Origin of the sequence: Hymenobacter terricola, from assembly GCF_017921975.2 — a bacterium.
In the GTDB taxonomy this organism is placed as follows: Bacteria; Bacteroidota; Bacteroidia; order Cytophagales; family Hymenobacteraceae; genus Hymenobacter; species Hymenobacter terricola.
This window is the reverse complement of the sequence record NZ_JAGEMO020000001.1, coordinates 627,085-644,353: the sequence shown is the minus strand read 5'-3', so window position 1 is coordinate 644,353 and position 17,269 is coordinate 627,085. Positions and strand designations below refer to the sequence as shown.

Sequence of the window (17,269 nt, the reverse complement as noted above, 5' to 3'; positions counted from 1 at the left end):
CCATGACTCCGACCTCCAAAGCCACCCAGTTCCAGCACGACGCCGAGGCCAAAGCCTTCGACCGCGAACACCGCCGCAAAATCCGGTTCAACATCGGCAAGTACGACGCGGCCGTGAGCACCGGGATGAAGCTCTACGACCAGCACGAGCTGGCCCGCGACCGCGGCGCCTACCTGAAAGCCACCGTGTTGGAGAAGCTGGACGAGTACCTGCTGCAATTTGAAGCCGCCTTCACGGCCCGCGGCGGCCGGGTAATCTGGGCGAGCGATGCCGCCGAGGCCCTGGCTGAAATCGGGAAGCTGACCAAGGCCCGCAACACCAAAACGGTGGTGAAGGCCAAAAGCATGACCACCGAGGAAATCCACCTCAACAAGTACCTCGCCACGCAGGGAATTGATTCGGTGGAAACCGACCTGGGCGAGTACATCGTGCAGCTGAACGGCGAGCGGCCCTACCACATTGTGACGCCCGCCATGCACCTGAGCAAGGCCGACATCAACAACATTTTCGTGAAGCACCTGGGCACGAAATCGACCGACGATGCCCAGGAGCTGGTGCTCACGGCCCGGCACCTGCTGCGCAACAAGTACACCAGCGCCGAAGTGGGCGTGACCGGCGGCAACTTCCTCATCGCCGATGCCGGCGGCGTGGCCGTGACGGAGAACGAGGGCAATGCCCGGCTTTCGGCTTCCTTCCCCAAGCTGCACATTGCCATCGTGGGCATCGAGAAAGTCATTCCCAGTCTGACGGATTTGGACTTGTTCTGGCCGCTGCTCAGCACCAGCGGCACGGGCCAGCAAGTGACGGTGTACAACACGGTGTACTTCGGCCCGCGCCAGCCCAACGAGGTGGACGGCCCGGAGGAAATGGTCGTCATTCTGCTCGACAACGGCCGCACCAACCTGCTGGCCCAGCCCGACAAGCGCGCCGCTCTGCGCTGCATCCGCTGCGGCGCCTGCCTCAACGTGTGCCCGGTGTACAAAAATATCGGCGGCCACACCTACGAAACCACGTATTCCGGCCCCATCGGCTCGGTCATCAGCCCGCACCTGAGCGGCCTGCCCGAGCACAAGCACCTGAGCTACGCCAGCAGTTTATGCGGCGCCTGCACCACGGTGTGCCCGGTGCGCGTTCCACTGCACAACCTACTGCTGCTCAACCGCCAGCAGAGCGTACACGAAGGCTACGCGCCCACCGAGGAAAAGGTCGCCATCGGCCTCTGGAAGTGGAGCATGCAGCACCGCTGGGCCCTGGATATTTTGCCGGCCTCCATTAAGGACTGGAGCCTGGGCCGCCTGCTGGGCCAGGTGGGCTGGAGCAAGCGGCGGGCGGCGCTGGCCATCGCCCCGGCCTCGTTCCGGGAGCTGTGGAAGCAGCGGGCGGCCCGCCCGTAGCGGGGACTAACGCCTTAACCGTTCGGCGCTTTGGCGCATTTGCCCGTATCAGGCATTTTTGCCGACTATGCCGCCCCTCCTCTTTTTAGCCCTGCGCGTGGTTACCGGCCTGGGCGGCATGGTGCTGGTCATCACCACCTTGTCGGCAGCCATCCGCTCGTTCATCTTGCCGCGCAACGAGGTGGTGAAGATGAACGTGTGGGCCTTCATGGGCATCCGCGTGATTTTTGACCTGGCGGCCCGGCTGGCCAACTCGTACGAGCGGCGCGATAAAATAATGGCGCACTACGCGCCGGTGGCTTTGGTGGCGCTGCCCGTGTTTTGGGAGGCGTTGGTGAGCACGGGCTACACCAGCATCTACTGGGCGCTGGGCGAGGGCAGCTGGCGGCGCTGCTACGAGCTGAGCGGCAGCTCGCTGCTCACGCTGGGCACCACCGACACCCACCACCTGTTCATCTCAGCGCTCAGCTACTCCGAGGCCACGCTGGGGCTGCTGCTGCTCACGCTGCTCATTTCCTACCTGCCCACCATCTACCAGGCGTTTTCGCGGCGCGAGGTGACGGTGGCGCTGCTGGAGCTGCGGGCCGGCACGCCCCCCACGGCCGCCTGCCTGCTGGCTTGGCTCAACCATGACGGCTCGGTGCAGAACGACGACCAGCAGTGGGCCGAGTGGGAGCGCTGGTTTGTGGAGATTGAGGAAAGCCACACCTCGCTGCCCATTCTGTCTTTTTTCCGCTCGCCGCAGCCGGGCCGCTCCTGGGTAGTCAGCGGCGGCCTGATTCTGGATACCGCCGCCCTGCTCTTTGCCGCCGTGGACGGTCCCCAGCCCCGGCAGGCCCAAATCACCTTCAAGGCCGGCTGCCTGGCGCTGAACCGGGTCTACCGCTTCTTCGACACCAAGGCCGGGGCCGAACCCAGCAGCATTCTGCCCGATGAGAACCTTAAGGAAGAGGGCCGCGCCGACTTTGACCTGGCCTGCAAAAGACTGACCGAGAGCGGGCTGCAACTACTAGAAGACCGCACGGCCGCCTGGGGGCAATACCGCGAGCTGCGCAGCCGCTACCTGCCCGCCCTGAATTTCCTGGCCCGCCTCACCATGGCACCGGGCCTCAAAGCCGGGGGGTGAGGGAGCGGCCCGCCAGTAGGCCTTTTGTCCCTGCCTGCCAATCGGAAAGTGTCCAAGCTGTTGGGCTTGCCTTCGCGGCGGCGACGGCAAGCCCGGCCTCGGCGGCAAGGTAATACGTCAATTGGCGGAATTAGCAGAAGCACCTGGTCGCGCTACGGGGCCCTTTTGGCATTTAACAAAGCTCATCCGTCGATTATCCCGGCCGGCGTATTGAAGCAGCCTGAAATTGTCCTTAATTTACACCCTTGTTCAGGGCTGAAATATAAATAATTGGCTCCGCCTATTCTGGTTGCACCACCCTTTCTGTTTTTACCACCCTTTCTCACTCTTTTTCCCCTCACCTATTTCCAACTTTTATGCACACACCTTTTCTCGCTAACCGGCTGACCCGGTGGCTGGCCATGGTGCTTGTGGCGCTGCTGAGCACTTCAGCCGCCTGGGCCCAAAGCACAGCCAATTACGCGTTTACCACCAATTCCACGGGCTCGCTGGTGGATATGTCGACCGGTACGACGGATGCCCTGGCGACCGGCACCTACCGCGACGATGATGCTTCGGCCGTGCTGCCCATTGGCTTCACGATTGGGTTCATGGGCACGAACTACACGCAGTTCAGCGTGAACTCCAACGGCCAGTTGCGGTTGGGCGCCACGGTCATTTCGGGCACGAATACTGCGCCAACGTCCGGCCAGGCCATCCTGGCTCCCTTTGGCGGCGACAATGCGACCCAGGCCACCGGCGCGGTGCGGTATAAGGTAGTGGCCGGCACCAACCGCACGCTGGTGGTAGAATGGACGGGATTGCGCGTGCCTTACGCGGGTACTCCCGCTGCCGGCACGCCCGTTCAAGTTCAGGCCATTCTGGAAGAAAACACGGGCAAGGTTGAGTACCGCTACGGTGCGGCATTCAACAACGGTACGTCTGTAACGCGCTCCATCTTTATTTCGGCCGGTACGAATGCCGGGCAAATTGGCGTGGTAAAGACCTTTAACGCTACCCCAACTTATGATGCGACGGTGACTTCGGCAACGGCTACCACGCTGGCCGACAACGCGGCAATTGCCGTGCTGAACTCCTCGGCCGATGGCTCGCGCACGGTGTTTGTTTTCACGCCGCTCTCGGGCACTCCCGTGGCACCCGGCCTGGCAGCCAGCGCAGTGGGCCAAGCCAGCCTGAACCTGGTTATCACCGACAACTCGACCAACGAAACCTATTTCACGGTTTCCCGCTCAACCGATAACACCACTTTCACCACTGTGGGCACGGTCGCGTCGACCACGGCCGCCGCGACGGGCGGCACGGTGACGTTTGCCCAAACGGGCCTGACGACCGGCACCACGTACTACTACCGCGTCACGGCCAACAACGAGGCCGGCGGCGTGTCGACCAACGCCACCGTAACGGCTACTACGCTGGCCGCCGTGCCCTTTTGCGGCACCAAATCGGTAGGTCCTGCGGCGGGGGCTGATTACCCGACGCTGACCGCCGCTTTTTCGGCCCTCAGCATCAACGGCGTATGCGGCCCGCTCGTGCTGGAGCTGCAAAGTGCTTATGTAAGCACCACCGAGACGTTCCCGCTGGTGTATAACTACGCGGGCACGGCCACCAACACCGTGACCGTGCGCCCCGCCGCCGGTGCCACCAACCTGAGCATCACCAGCACGGTGGCCGGGGCGGCGTTCAACATCTTCGGCGGCAAGTACCTGATTCTGGACGGCCGCCCCGGCGGCTCGGGCAGCCCGGTGAGCGGCGCGGCCCTGGCCACCGACCTCACCATTGCCAGCACCAGCACCAACGGCATCCCGATGCAGTTTACCAGCGACGCTACGTTTAACGTGGTGGAGCACACCCAGATTATCGGGGTGGGCAACAACGTTTCCTCGTACCCGAACGTGAACTTCACGGGCACGACCACTACGCTCGGCAACAGCGACAACACCCTGCAGTACAACACCATTAAGGACGGCGCAACCACGCCCGTTACCCTGGTGTACTCGGGCAGCTCGCTCAACAGCCGCAACAGCATCATCGGCAACAACCTGTCGAACTTCTACCTCTCGGCCGGCAGCGCCTACGGCATGAACATCAACTCGGCCGGTACGGGCTGGGTTATCAGCGGCAACAGCATTTACCAGACGGCCAGCCGCGCTAGCACGGCCGGCACCCTGTACGGCATCTACATCGTGGGCGGCAACGGCCACACCGTGACGGGCAACTTCATCGGCGGCTCGGCCCCGGGCGCGGGCGGCTCGGCCCTCACCGCGACGGGCCCGGCGGCGGCCTTCCGGTTGGTGGGCATCTACCTCAGCACTTCGGGCACCGCCACGAGCGTGCAGGGCAACACCGTGGCCAACATCACCTGGGTGAGCAGCAGCGGCGCGACTACGACCTACGGCATCTTTTCCGGCATTTACGTGAGCAGCGGCGATGCCAACATTGGCACGAGCACGGGCAACATCATCGGCACGGTAGCCGGACCTGTCTCGGTGAGCACTAGCACCACTGGCGGCTACTCGTTCGGTATTTCGAGCGCTTCGTCGGGCACGGTAAACATCACGGGCAACACCATCAGCAACATCAGCGGCGTGGGTTCGTCGGCCACGGTGGCCTCGAACGTGGCCGGTATTCTGGTGGCGGCGGGTACGCTCAACACCCTCAGCCGCAATAAGCTGTATACCCTGGTGGCCGGCAGCGGCGTGGCCGCTACCAGCACCGGCATCTGGCTGCTGGGCGGCACCACCAACAACGTCAACAACAACCTGATTGGCGACCTGCAGGCTCCGGCTTCCACCAGCCTGACCGCCGTAACCGGTGTGCTGGTGGCGGGCGGCACCACCAACAATGTGGCCTTTAACACCATTCGCCTCGACGGCACGAGCACCGGCGCCACGTTCGGCACGCAGGGCATCTACCTGAACTCGCTGACGGTGGGCCTGAACCTGTTCAACAATCTGGTGGTGAACCTGAGTGTGCCCGTGGGCACGGGTGGCTCTGCCACGGCCATTCGCCGCATCAGCGGCACGGCCGGCACGGTACCCGCCAACCTGTTCGGCAACAACAACCTGTACTACGCCGGCACGCCGTCGGCCACGAACCTCATTTACGTGGAAGGCACCACCACGGCCACCAATGCCAGCCAGACGCTGGCTGCCTACAAGGCCTTGCTGCTGAACCGTGAAGCCAACTCCGTAACGGAAACGACGACTCCCTTCGCCAGCACTACGGGCGCGGCGGCCACGTTCCTGCACCTCACGGCCGGGGCCGCCACCCAGGCCGAAAGCGCCGGGCAGCCGTTCGGCGGCATCACCACCGACTTCGATGGCGACACGCGCAACGTGAACACGCCCGACATCGGGGCCGACGAAGGCAGCTTCCTGCTGCTCGACCAGACGGCGCCCCTGATTACCGTTACTGCCCTGGGCGGCAGCCAGGCCAGCACCACCAGCCGCACCGTAACGGCGACCATCACCGACCCCAGCGGTGTGGCCACTGGCACCAGTGCCCCGCGCCTGTACTTCCGCAAAGGCACCTCCGGAGTCTATGTGGCCAGCGCAGGGCCGACCGTGGTCGGCTCGGCTTACACCTTCACCTTCGATTATTCGCTGGTGGGCGGCGTAGTGGCCGGCGACATCATTAACTACTACATCGCCGCGCAGGACGTGCCCGGCAACGTGGGCACCAACCCCACCGGCGGCACCGGCGTGACGCCTCCCGGCTCCACGGCTCCTTCGGTGGCTTACCAGTACACCATTCTGCCCGCACTTAGCGGCACGTACTACGTGAGCGCCACCGCGGCTACCTCGCCGGTTCCGGCCCGCACCTACGCTACTCTCACGGCGGCCGTAGCGGCCTACAATACCTCGGGCCTGGGCGGCGCGGTGACCTTCCTGCTGCTCGACCCCACGTACTCGACGGGCGAAACCTTCCCGATTGCCATCCTCAACAATGCGGATGCTTCGGCCGCCAACACGCTCACCATCAAGCCCAGCAATGCCACTGGCACCACGGCCGTTGCCATCACCGGCTCGGCGGCCACGGCCATTCTGCAATTGCTGGCCAGTGATTACGTGACCATCGACGGGTCGCTCGGCGGCACCATCTCGGCCACCGACCCCCGCCCCAGCCGTGATTTGACCGTCTCGAATACGAACACCGGCACGAGCAGCCTCGTGGTGCAGCAGTTTGCCCAGTTCACCAACGACGGCGCGACGTTTAACACCATCAAAAACCTGACGGCGGTGGGCGTTTCGACGGCGGCCACGGCGGCCACGCTCTACGGCATTGCCCTGCAAGGCGTGAGCAACGCCACCACGGCCAACCTGTACACCAACAACACGGTGCAAAACTGCGCCGTGCGCGGCACCCTGGTCGGCATCGCCTCTTTGGGCGGCACCGCAACCCTGAAAAATCAGAACGTGCTTATCACGCAGAACGATTTGAACGCTCCGGCTGCCTCGGGCGGACTGACCCGCGGTGGCATCCTGCTGTCGTTTGACAACAACGCGCAAGTAACCCAGAACAATATCGGCAACATTCTGAACACTAGCGATGTGTCCGGCATTAGCCTGGGCTTCACCGTGGGCAACTTCTCGAACACCACCTTCACGGGCAACGAAGTAACCAACACCCTGGTGAGCCGCAATAACATCGGCAGCGTGGTGAGCACGGGCACGTTCTCGGCCGTGGGCATCGGCGTGGCGACGGCTACCACCGGCACCAACACCGTTGCCAACAACTTCGTATCGGGCGTGAACAGCAATGGCACCAGTGGCGACTTCGGCGCGGGCATCTACGTGAGCGGTGCGGCCGGTGGCGGCACCACCCGCGTGCTCTACAACTCGGTGAGCATGACGGGCACCAACCCCGGCACCTCATCGGCCAACCAGCCGAACTTCGCCCTGGCCGTCGGCGGCACCTCGCCCACGGTAGAGGTGCGCGACAACGTGTTCTACAACAGCCAGACCGTAACCGGCGCGCTGAGCTACGCCGTGGGCTATGCCTACGCGGGCACCACGGGCAACTACGCCGGCCTGACGTCGACCAACAACGCCTTCTACGGCGTGGGCGGCACCGGCCTCACCGGCGGCCTGGTGAGCGGCACCGCCCGCGCCACCCTGGCCGACCTGAACACCGAAACCGGCCAGGACCGGCCCACCACGGCCACTTTGCCCGTGGGCACGTCGCTCCTACTGGCCACTTCGCCGTTCGTCTCGGCTACTGATTTGCACGTGTTGACTACCAACGCCGCGGGCCTGGCCCTGAACGGGGCGGGCACCCCCATCACCGGCATCACGACGGACTTTGATGGCGACACCCGCTCGACCACCACTCCCGACCTCGGCGCCGATGAGTTCGTGGCCAACCTCGACGTGAGCGTAGCGGCCCTGACGGCCCCGGTGGCCAGCAGCACCTGCTTCGGCACCACCGAAACCGTAACGGCCAGCATCACCAACTCCTCGACGGTGGCGCTGAACTTCGTGACCAATCCAGTAACGGTGATGGTAACCATTACGCCGCCGGCCGGTGGCACGCCCCAGACGTTCACCACGGTGGTGAACACGGGCACGCTGGCCGCTGGCGCCAGCCAGGCCGTCGCCTTCACCGGCACGGCCAACCTGAGCGTGCTGGGTACTTACACCGCTACCGTTACGACCCTGCTCCTGGGCGATGACAACCCCGCCAACAACGCGCTGGCTCCGGTAACCATCACCTCGGGCACGCGCTCGGCCACGTTCACCTACCCCACGGCCATCATCTGTGCCGGGGCTACGGGCACGGTGGCGGCTACGCTGGCTACCGGCGCTTCGGCCGGCGCCTTCACTTCGACCACGGGCCTGACGATTAACGCTACCACCGGCGCCATCACGCCCGGCACCAGCACGGCCGGCACCTACGTGGTGACCAACACCCTGCCCGCCACGGCCACCTGCCCGGCCCTGACGACTACGCAATCGGTCACCATCGCCCCGGCGTCGGTGGCTACGTTCAGCTACCCCGCCACGGGGAACTGCGCGGGCAGCACCGGCACCACGGCCGCCACGCTGGGCACGGGCGCCACGGCTGGCACGTTCACCTCGACCACCGGCCTGACGGTTAACGCCACCACCGGCGCTGTCACCCTGGCCACCTCGACGGCCGGTACCTACACCGTGACCAACACCGTGGCTCCGGCCGGCGGCTGCGCGGCCACGGCTACGGCCACCATCACGGTGAACCCCACGCCCACCCGCCCCGTGCTGACGGCCGCCTACAACGGCGCCGTTACCACGCTCACGTCGAGCGCGACGACGGGCAACCAGTTCTACCTGAACGGCGCTATCATCACCGGGGCCACCAACCAGACCTACGTGGTGAACGGCACCGTTGCCCAGCTGGGCTCCTACACGGTAGTGGCCACCAACACCTTCGGCTGCTCTTCCGCAGCATCGCTGCCGCTGGTGGTTACGGCGGCGCGCAACAGCATCGCCGGGGCTAGCCTGAACGTGTACCCCAACCCAACGCCCAACGGCCAGCTGACCCTGGAGCTGACCGGCTTCCGGGTAGCGACCAAGCTCACGGTGCTCGACGCCATGGGCCGCGTAGTGGCCAGTGAAGTGCTGCCCGCTGCCAGCGGCGTGGCCATTCACGCCCTCGACTTGTCGAAGGTGGCCGCGGGCGTGTACACGCTCCGCCTGGCCAACACCGACGGCGTGGAAACCCGCCGCCTGGTGCGCGAGTAATCATTTCCGGTTAGCAGTAAAAAGACCCGCTGGCAATGCCAGCGGGTCTTTTTTTGGCCCGGTTTAGCATAATGAGGAATTCTGGCCTCATTCCTCATTAACTCAAGTTGCAGAGCAGCTTTTTCAGCCGCAAAGCGGCGGCACGTTGGTAGTTGGTTGGAAGAAAATGTAGCTCCAGAGCCGCAAAGCGGCGGCACTTTCGCCGAAAAAATGCCGCCGCTTTGCGGCTTTTATCCGGTGCTTACCAGGTTTTGCTACCAACGTGTCGCCGCTTCGCGGCTAGTGGAATACGCCGCAACTGGGGTTAATTAAGCGTGCCAGCTTCGTCGGGCAGGATGTTGATGTCCTGCACCAGCACGCGGCGCTCGATTTCGCGGCCCCGGGTGGTGTTGGCCAGGCCGCCGAGGGCGGTTTCCTTGTAGCGGGTTTCCATGCTCTGGCCCACTTCGCCGAGGGCGGCCACGCACTGGTCGACGGGAATAACGGGGTCGATGCCGGCAATGGCAATCTGGGCCGAGGAGAAGGCAATGGCGGCGGCCGAGGCGTTGCGCACCACGCAGGGCACTTCCACCAGGCCGGCCACGGGGTCGCAAATCAGGCCCAGCATGCACTGGATGGTGACGGCCACGGCGGCAAATACCTGCGCCACCGGCCCGCCCAGGCAATACACGATGGCGCCGCTGCCCATGGCGGCGGCCGAGCCGGTTTCGGCCTGGCAGCCGCCCACGGCCCCGGCCAGCGAGGCATTCTGCTCAATAATCAGGGCGATGCCGGCCGCTACCAGCAGGCCCTCCAGAATCTGGCGGTCCTCCAGCTTGTGCAAGTCCTGGAGGGTGACCAGCACGCCGGGCAGAATGCCCGAAGCCCCGGCCGTGGGCGCGGCCACCACCCGGCCCATGCAGGAGTTCACCTCCTTAGCGCCCAGGGCGCGGGTGATGAGCTGCTTGAACTCGGGCGAGAGGACGGTGACGGGCGAGGCGGCAATCTTCTTGGCCCCGTTGTTTATCATGCCCGAGCGGGAGGTCATGTCGCCGGTCATGCTCTCCTTCACGGCGTCGCGCATCACGTCGTAGGCGCGTTGCAGGCCGGCCCAGATTTCGTCTTCGGTGCGGCCCTTCTGCTCGATTTCGTAGTCGAGCACGGGTTGGTAGAGGGGCTGGCCGGTGGCGGCGCAGTGCGCGCCCCAGGAGGCAAAATCGGTGAAGAGCAAAGACATGGCGGGGGTGGGAAAAGAGGAAGGGGAAACTGGTCAACAACGGGGCCGCACCGGTTCGTTCGGCAGCGGGGGGCTCCGCAAAGGTGTACGTTTCCGGCGAGTAAACCGGCGCGCGGCCCCGGCGTGGTCCCGGCCCCGAGCCCCCGATGGCTTGGGGCCAGGGCATTAAAAAAGCCGCTTCCGGACCCGGAAGCGGCTTTGCTTGCGGCAGGGCGGGTTATTCAACCACCAGCTTCACCGTCTGGCTTTGGGTGCCGGCCGTGAGGCGCACCGCGTAGAGGCCGGCCGCCACTGGCAGCTGCGGCAGGCTGAGGACATGCTCGCCGGCCGTTTGGGGCGTGGCGGGCAGGCACAGCACCGGGCGGCCCAGGGCATCGAGCACGGCCACGGCCACGGGGGCGGCGGCGGCCAGGTGGTAGTGCAGGGCCAGGGGGCCAGGGGCCGGCGCGGGGTTGGGCGCTACCGTAAGGCCAGCCGCCAATGGTTGGGCGGTGGCCGTGGCCAGCACGCGCTGGTAGGTGTAGAGGTAGCGGTAATCGTTGGCGAAGGCTCCGGCGGTGTAGGGCTGGTAGAGGTCGGTGGTCAGGTTGCCGTCGGCGTCGTAGGTTTCGGCTCCCTGCGCGTAGGGCTGCCAGGCCGTGCCCGCCGCGCGCTCCACCAGGTAGCCGGCGAGCTGCGCGGCGGCCGGCTGGCCAATGGGGGCCGTGTAGGTATTGGTGACGCGGTAGGCATCGGCAAAAGCGCCGTTGTTGTACTGCTGCTGCACGTCGGTGAGGCGCAGGCCGGCGGCATTGTAAGTGAACAGGTCGCGCTGGAAGGCGCTGAACGCGGTGCCGGACACATCGGCCAGCTGAAACTCATCGACGATGACCTGCCCCTGCGCGTTGTAGGTGAACAGCTCCTGGTCGTCGGCGAGATACGTCGAGCCGAAGTACGACTCGTCCAGGATGCGCGTGTTCTGGCCCTGGGCGTTGTAGGTGTAGGTGGTGCGGCCGTAGGGCCGCCAGCTGCCGCCCACGCGCACGCTTTGCAGCTCCTGGGCCAGCTGGCCCTGGGCGTTGTAGGTGGAGGCGAGCACGAGGGTGCCCGTGGTGTTGAGCACCCCGCTGGTGTAGGTGAACGTGGAATCGGAGGTGACCTTGCCGGCCGCGTTGTACTGGTAGTTTTCCTGGCGCAGGGGGCGCAGGGCCGCGCCCCGGGTGGGAGCATTTTCGCGCAGCTCGCGCAGGGGCTTGCTCAGAGCCGTGAAGCGGGAGTAGGTGAAGCGCAGGGTGTCGAGCCAGGCGCTGGTGCGGTACTGCTGCTTCAGGGCCGTGAGCAGCCGGAAGCTGGTGTTGGAGGTGATGCGCTGGGCCGGGGCGACGGCCAGGGCCGGCTCGCGGTGCGGGCGGGGCTGGGCGGCAGCGGGCCGGGCGAGCAGGCCAAGGCCCGTCAGGGCCAGGAGTAGTGTTTGCTTCATCTAAGAGGGGTTGGGAGGAATAAAAAAAGCCAGTGACTCCCCGCACTCACGGGGAACCACTGGTAAAACTACACGATTGCCGCAAGTAGCCGCGCGGTGCCTAGGCTACGGCCGTGCCCTCCGTCACCAGCTTCACGCTGGCCGAGTTGATGCACAGGCGCAGGCCACCGGGAGGCGGGCCATCGGGGAAAACGTGGCCCTGGTGGGCGTCGCACACGTTGCAGAGCACTTCCACGCGGGTCATGCCGAAGCTGGTGTCCTTGTGGTAGCGGATGGCGCTTTCGTCCACGGGCTGCGTAAACGAGGGCCAGCCGGTGCCCGATTCGAACTTCGTGCGCGAGTCGTAGAGCGGGGTGCCGCAGCACACGCAGGCGTAGAGGCCGGCTTCGTGGGCCTCGCAGTACTCGCCGGTGAAGGCGCGCTCGGTGCCGTGCTCGCGGGTGACGTGGAACTGCTCGGGCGTGAGCAGGGCGCGCCACTCGGCGGGCGTTTTCTCCACCCGGCGGGGCGAGGCGGTGGGGTGGTTGGCGAGGCGGATAACGTCGTTCCAGGTTTGCATATCGGAGTGATGAGGTGATGAAGGAATGGGGTGATATGGTAAACGCGGCCGGGGCCGGGAGGTTTGGCGCCCACAAAAAAACCGCCCCGGTACCCCGGCGCGGCCTTTTCAAGTGCGGAACGGGCCCGGCGGCCTAGCTGGCCAGGGTGGCGCGGTGGGCCGTCACCAGGTCCACCAGCTCTTGCACGGCGGGCAGCTGGAGGTCCACCAGGTTCTGTTCGAGCTGGCTTTCGACCAGGGCTTCGGGGCCGGTCTGGCCCTGGCGGGCCACCAGGGTGTCGCGGCGGTCGGTTTTCACGCGCAGGTCGTTTTCCTGTTTGTCGCGGTCCTTGCCGGCGGGCAGGGTGGGAATCACCGGCGTCATGGCCGTGATGAAGGCGTTGAGGCCGGTGAGCTCCGAGGCCAGGCCGGTGGCCGAGGCGGTGAGGTTTTCGGCGCGGTGGTCGGTTTGGTTGTTGTGGTAGTTGAGCAGGCCGGATTTGCTGGTGCAGAAGGCCAGCACGGCGTCGCAGTCGGCGTGCGTTTTGAGCAGCGAGAGGGAGTAATTCATCGGAATTGGAAAGGGGGTAAATGATGAAATATAGCGGAGTGGGTACCCTCCGGGGGCGCAAGCTACGCGCCGGGCCCCAAAGTGGCTTCGAGGGCCGCGATTTCGGCATCGAGGCCGGCGCGGCGGGCGCGGGCCAGGGCCGCGCTGGCGGGCGGCAGCGGGGCGGTGGTGGCGGCCAGGCGCAGGGCCAGCCCGCTCAGCCAGTGGGTGTCGCGGGGGGCGTCGGGGGTGGCCAGGGGGTAGGGCGGCAGCGGGCCGGGGCCACCAGGGGCCAGCCAGTCGGGCACCGGCAGCGGGGCGGCCAGGGCGGGGCCCAGCACCTGCACGGCCCAGGCCCGGCGCTGGTGGCGGGCCTGGCTGGGCTGGCGCTGCTGCTCCTGTTCGAAGGTGAGGCGGGTGCGCAGCCAGCGGCAGCGGGCCAGCCGCCGGCGCAGGGGCGTGAGGTCGGCGGCGGGGTCGGCCGGGGCGGGCGCGGGGTCGTACCCGGCGGGGCCGACGGCCGGGGCAGGCGGGCCCAGGCCGTCGGGCGGGGGCAGCTGGCGGGCCAGCACCTGCAGGCGCTGGTCGGGGCCGGGGCCCAGGGCCGAGGTGCCGGCTTCGGCCAGGGCCAGGTGCGGGCGGCTCACGCCGATGAACGCGGCCAGCTCGGCCTGGGTAAGGCCGAAATGGGCCCGCACGGCGGCGGCGAGGCTGCGGGAAGGATAAGCGCGACGCGACATGGGCGGGACGGGGCAAGCGGAGGCAACAATCAGGTAAAAATAGATACCAATGTTGCCGCCGGGCACCCTGCGCCCGAGAAACATTCATATTTATTTTTGGCTGATTGTTGCCTCCGCTTGCCCCGTCCTCTTCGCGGGCTTTCTGTCTTGTTCGCTTTCAGCTTTTTACCGCCCGTTACCGTACTAGTTATCCCAGCGGTTCTTTTTCCCGCCCCCTCACGCCATGCATGATTTAGCGGCCCTTTTCCTGGCCAAGGTGAACGCCAGCCCCCAGGTGCAATTCGTCTACGACATTGCCGCCGGCCGGGTGGTTTTCATCAACCAGGCCTACGAGCAGGTGCTGTTGGGCACCGATGCCGGCGTCAACGCCGAATTGCCCGCCCTGCTGGCCCGCATTCACCCCGACGACCGGGGCTACCTCGACGAGCATTGGGCGCGGTGGGTGCGGGGCGAGCAGCTGGGCGAGATTACCGTCCGCTTGCAGCGCGTGGGCGAGTCGGCGCAGTGGTTCACGGTCATCCCCTACTACCATCCGGCGGCGGCGGCGGCGGGCCCGCTGCTGGTGTGCACCCTGCACGACATCAGCGCCGCCAAGCACCACCAGGCCAATTCCGACCTGTTCAACAGCCGCAAAAACGTGACGCTGGAGGTCCTCTCGCACGATGCCAGCGGGGCCTTCATCATGATTGAGCAGCTGGCGCAGTACCTGCGCGAGGAGCTGCCCGAGGCCGCGCAGTCGCAGGTGCAGCTGCTGGAGATGCTGGAGAACACCAGCCGCGAGAGCGTGAAGATGATTCGCGACCTCATCAACATCGAGTTCGCGGCGGCCGTGACCACGAACCTGAAGGTGGACCGGGTGGACCTGGGCGAAATCATGCGCGGCCCCCTGGAGCAGCTGCACGTCGGCTACGAGCTGCTGGGCCACCACTTCGCCTATACGCTGCCGGCGGAGGCCGTGTACGTGAACCTGGACGTGAGCAAATTCACGCAGGTGGTCATCAACCTGGTGAGCAACGCCATGAAATTCACCCGCGACGAGGGCCACGTGCGGGTGGCCGTGGTGGAGCTGGCCGACCGGGCGCGGGTGGAAGTGGCCGACGACGGCATCGGGATTCCGGCGGCCATGCTGCCGCACGTGTTCGAGCGGTTCACCCGCGCCCGGCGGCTCGGCCTGCGGGGCGAGGAAACCATTGGCCTGGGCCTGTCGCTCTGCAAAACCATCGTGGAGTGGCACGACGGCACGTTGTCGGTGGCCAGCACCGAAGGCCAGGGCAGCGTGTTTACCGTGGAACTCCCCCTGGCCGAGGGGTTTGATAGCCGGTTGCCCGAGGAGCTGGTGGAGGCCGTCGTTTTTCCCTAACCGCGGGGGTTGGCAACCGCCCAGGGAAGCGGTTCGGGCGGTTGGCACTCGTCCAGCAGGGCCAGCCCGGCGGGCCAGTCGCCGTAGCCGCTGGCGGTGTTGATGTGGCCGGCGTTGCCGATGTCGACCAGCTCGCTGCCCCAGGCTTCGGCAAACTGGTGGGCGCGGGCGGGCGTCACCCATTCGTCGTTCCGGCTCAGCACCACTGTGCTCGGGAAGGGCAGCCGGGCCAGGGGCATCGGGGCAAAGCCGGTGGTGGGAAAGGCGGCATAATGCGCGGTTTCGACGTCGCTCGGGGCCACCAGCAGCGCGCCTTTGATGCGGTGGCCGTAGGCAGCGGCCCAGTGCGCCACGGTGGCGCAACCCAGGCTGTGGGCCACGAGCACCACCCGGCTCAGGTCTTCACCAGCCAGGGCCTGCGCCAGGGTTTCGACCCACTCCGCACGGTCGGGGCTGTCCCAGCTGCGCTGCTCGATGCGGGTAAAACCTGGCTGCATGCGCTCGAAATACGTTTGCCAATGGTCGGGGCCGGAATTGCCGAGGCCGGGCACGATGAAGACGCGGGCTGTTTCTTGCATCTTCAAAAGTAGCTCCCCTGTTACCTTTCTTTCTCTATGAAAATCTTCTCCGCCGCCCAAACCCGCCAGCTCGACCAGGCCACCATTGCCGAACAAGGCCTCATTTCGGTCGAATTGATGGAACGAGCGGCCACGGCCTTCACGGGGTGGTTTGCCAGCCATTTCAGCCCGGCCGAAACCGGCGAAATCCTGATACTGTGCGGCCCCGGCAACAACGGCGGCGACGGCCTGGCCGCCGCCCGCCTGCTGCTGCAAGCCAATTACCCCGTGCGCGTGGCCCTGCTGCCCGCCGAAAAGCAGTCGGCCGACTGGCAGCACAACCGCCAGCATCTGCCGGCCGCCGTGCCCGTGGTCGAAATCAGCGAAGGCCAGCTGCCCGGGTTTCCGGCCGGCGGGGTGGTTATCGACGCCCTGTTTGGCACCGGGCTTTCGCGTCCGCTGGATGGGTTGGCGGCGGCCGTGGTGGCCCACCTGAACGCGGCCCCCGCTCGCGTAGTCGCCATTGATTTGCCGAGCGGCCTCTTCGCCGACGCGCCCCAGCCCGCCGACAGCCCGGTGGTGCGGGCACAGCACACGGTCAGTTTCGGCCGGCCCAAGCTGGCCTTTCTGCTACCGCAGAACGCGGGCTTCGTGGGCGAATGGCAGGTGGAAGACATTGGCCTGAGCGAGGGCTTCATTGCCGACACCGCCACGCCCTGGCACTACACCGATGCCGCCGCCGTGGCTGGCGCGCTCCCGGCCCGGCCCCGGTTCAGCCACAAGGGCACCTTTGGGCACGCGCTGCTGCTGGCCGGCAGCCGGGGCAAGATGGGCGCGGCCGTGCTCTCGGCGGGGGCCTGCCTGCGCAGCGGCGTGGGCCTGCTCACGGCGCGAATCCCGGGCTGCGGCTACGACATCTTCCAAATCAGCCAGCCCGAAGCCATGTGCCTGCCCGATACGCAGGTGAATTTTATCAGCAAGCTGCCCAAGCTGGCGCCCTACCAGGCCGTGGGCATCGGCCCCGGCCTGGGGCAGGAAACGGCCACCTTGGCGGTGCTGCGCAAGCTGCTGAAAGCGGCCGCCAAGCCCACCGAAAAGCGCCCCAACCCCTTGCCCCTCGTTATCGATGCCGACGCCCTGAACCTGCTGGGCCTGCACCGCGAGCTGCTGAAGCTGCTGCCCGAAAACACCGTGCTCACCCCCCACCCCAAGGAGTTCGAGCGCCTCACCGAGCCGGCCCGCGACGACTACCACCGCCTGGACCTGCTGCGCGACTTCGCCACCAAATACCGCTGCCTGGTGGTGCTCAAAGGCGCCTACACCTGCCTGGCCACGCCCACCGGCGCGCTGCACTTCAACAGCACCGGCAACGCCGGCATGGCCACCGGCGGCAGCGGCGACGTGCTTACCGGCGTGCTGCTGGCCCTGCGCGCCCACGCCCAACTGCCGGCCTTCGAGGCGGTGCGGCTGGGCGTGTACGCCCACGGCCGGGCCGGCGACCTGGGAGCCGCGCAAACCGGGCAGGCCGGGCTGGTGGCCGGCGATATCGTGCGCCACATGGGGCCAGCGTTGGCGGAGCTGGAAGCCTAAACAGGCATGCTCGTCTTGCG

Annotated in this window: 11 protein-coding genes; 5 read left to right on the top strand and 6 right to left on the bottom strand. The window is 66.3% G+C overall.

All coding sequences use genetic code 11. From position 1 onward, the window contains the following. The first annotated feature begins 2 nt into the window (after positions 1-2). The 3 genes from J4G38_RS02440 (at position 3) to J4G38_RS02430 (ending at position 9,239) form a co-directional block, all read left to right on the top strand. Positions 3-1,394 (top strand): LutB/LldF family L-lactate oxidation iron-sulfur protein, encoded by a 1,392-nt coding sequence (locus tag J4G38_RS02440; RefSeq protein ID WP_210518222.1) that lies wholly within the window; start codon positions 3-5, stop codon positions 1,392-1,394. Between the two features lie 67 nt (positions 1,395-1,461). Further along, the gene (locus J4G38_RS02435; RefSeq protein ID WP_210518220.1) at positions 1,462-2,520 is read left to right on the top strand and encodes a hypothetical protein; all 1,059 of its coding nucleotides are present in this window, start codon (positions 1,462-1,464) and stop codon (positions 2,518-2,520) included. Positions 2,521-2,876: 356 nt separating this feature from the next. After that, positions 2,877-9,239 carry a T9SS type A sorting domain-containing protein gene (locus J4G38_RS02430; RefSeq protein WP_210518218.1) on the top strand — a complete coding sequence of 2,121 codons (6,363 nt, stop codon included), beginning with the start codon at positions 2,877-2,879 and terminating at the stop codon, positions 9,237-9,239. 304 nt (positions 9,240-9,543) lie between these two features. Here J4G38_RS02430 and sdaAA read toward each other — a convergent pair whose 3' ends face one another. The 5 genes from sdaAA to J4G38_RS02405 all read right to left on the bottom strand — a co-directional run bounded on the left by sdaAA (position 9,544) and on the right by J4G38_RS02405 (position 13,742). Then, positions 9,544-10,455, bottom strand: a complete 912-nt coding sequence (gene sdaAA / locus J4G38_RS02425) for an L-serine ammonia-lyase, iron-sulfur-dependent, subunit alpha (protein WP_210518216.1) — start codon at positions 10,453-10,455, stop codon at positions 9,544-9,546. A 217-nt stretch (positions 10,456-10,672) separates the two neighbouring features. Then, positions 10,673-11,914: a T9SS type A sorting domain-containing protein gene (locus J4G38_RS02420; RefSeq protein ID WP_210518214.1), complete on the bottom strand. Its 1,242-nt coding sequence runs from the start codon at positions 11,912-11,914 to the stop codon at positions 10,673-10,675. Positions 11,915-12,014: 100 nt separating this feature from the next. After that, positions 12,015-12,473, bottom strand: a complete 459-nt coding sequence (gene msrB / locus J4G38_RS02415) for a peptide-methionine (R)-S-oxide reductase MsrB (RefSeq protein ID WP_210518212.1) — start codon at positions 12,471-12,473, stop codon at positions 12,015-12,017. Positions 12,474-12,606: 133 nt separating this feature from the next. Then, entirely contained in the window at positions 12,607-13,023 is a 417-nt protein-coding gene (locus tag J4G38_RS02410; RefSeq protein ID WP_210518210.1) for a hypothetical protein, read from the bottom strand. 62 nt (positions 13,024-13,085) lie between these two features. Further along, positions 13,086-13,742 (bottom strand): helix-turn-helix domain-containing protein, encoded by a 657-nt coding sequence (locus J4G38_RS02405; RefSeq protein ID WP_210518208.1) that lies wholly within the window; start codon positions 13,740-13,742, stop codon positions 13,086-13,088. Between the two features lie 223 nt (positions 13,743-13,965). On the opposite strand from J4G38_RS02405, the gene J4G38_RS02400 reads away from it, so the two are divergent. Next, positions 13,966-15,102, top strand: a complete 1,137-nt coding sequence (locus J4G38_RS02400) for a sensor histidine kinase (RefSeq protein WP_210518205.1) — start codon at positions 13,966-13,968, stop codon at positions 15,100-15,102. On the opposite strand, the gene J4G38_RS02395 is transcribed toward J4G38_RS02400, so the two are convergent. Further along, positions 15,099-15,680: an RBBP9/YdeN family alpha/beta hydrolase gene (locus J4G38_RS02395; RefSeq protein WP_210518204.1), complete on the bottom strand. Its 582-nt coding sequence runs from the start codon at positions 15,678-15,680 to the stop codon at positions 15,099-15,101. The two genes, J4G38_RS02400 and J4G38_RS02395, sit on opposite strands and share 4 nt — an antisense overlap. Positions 15,681-15,716: 36 nt before the next feature. Between J4G38_RS02395 and J4G38_RS02390 the strand changes: the two genes are divergently transcribed. Then, the gene (locus tag J4G38_RS02390; protein WP_210518202.1) at positions 15,717-17,249 is read left to right on the top strand and encodes an NAD(P)H-hydrate dehydratase; all 1,533 of its coding nucleotides are present in this window, start codon (positions 15,717-15,719) and stop codon (positions 17,247-17,249) included. The last annotated feature ends 20 nt before the right edge of the window (positions 17,250-17,269 follow it).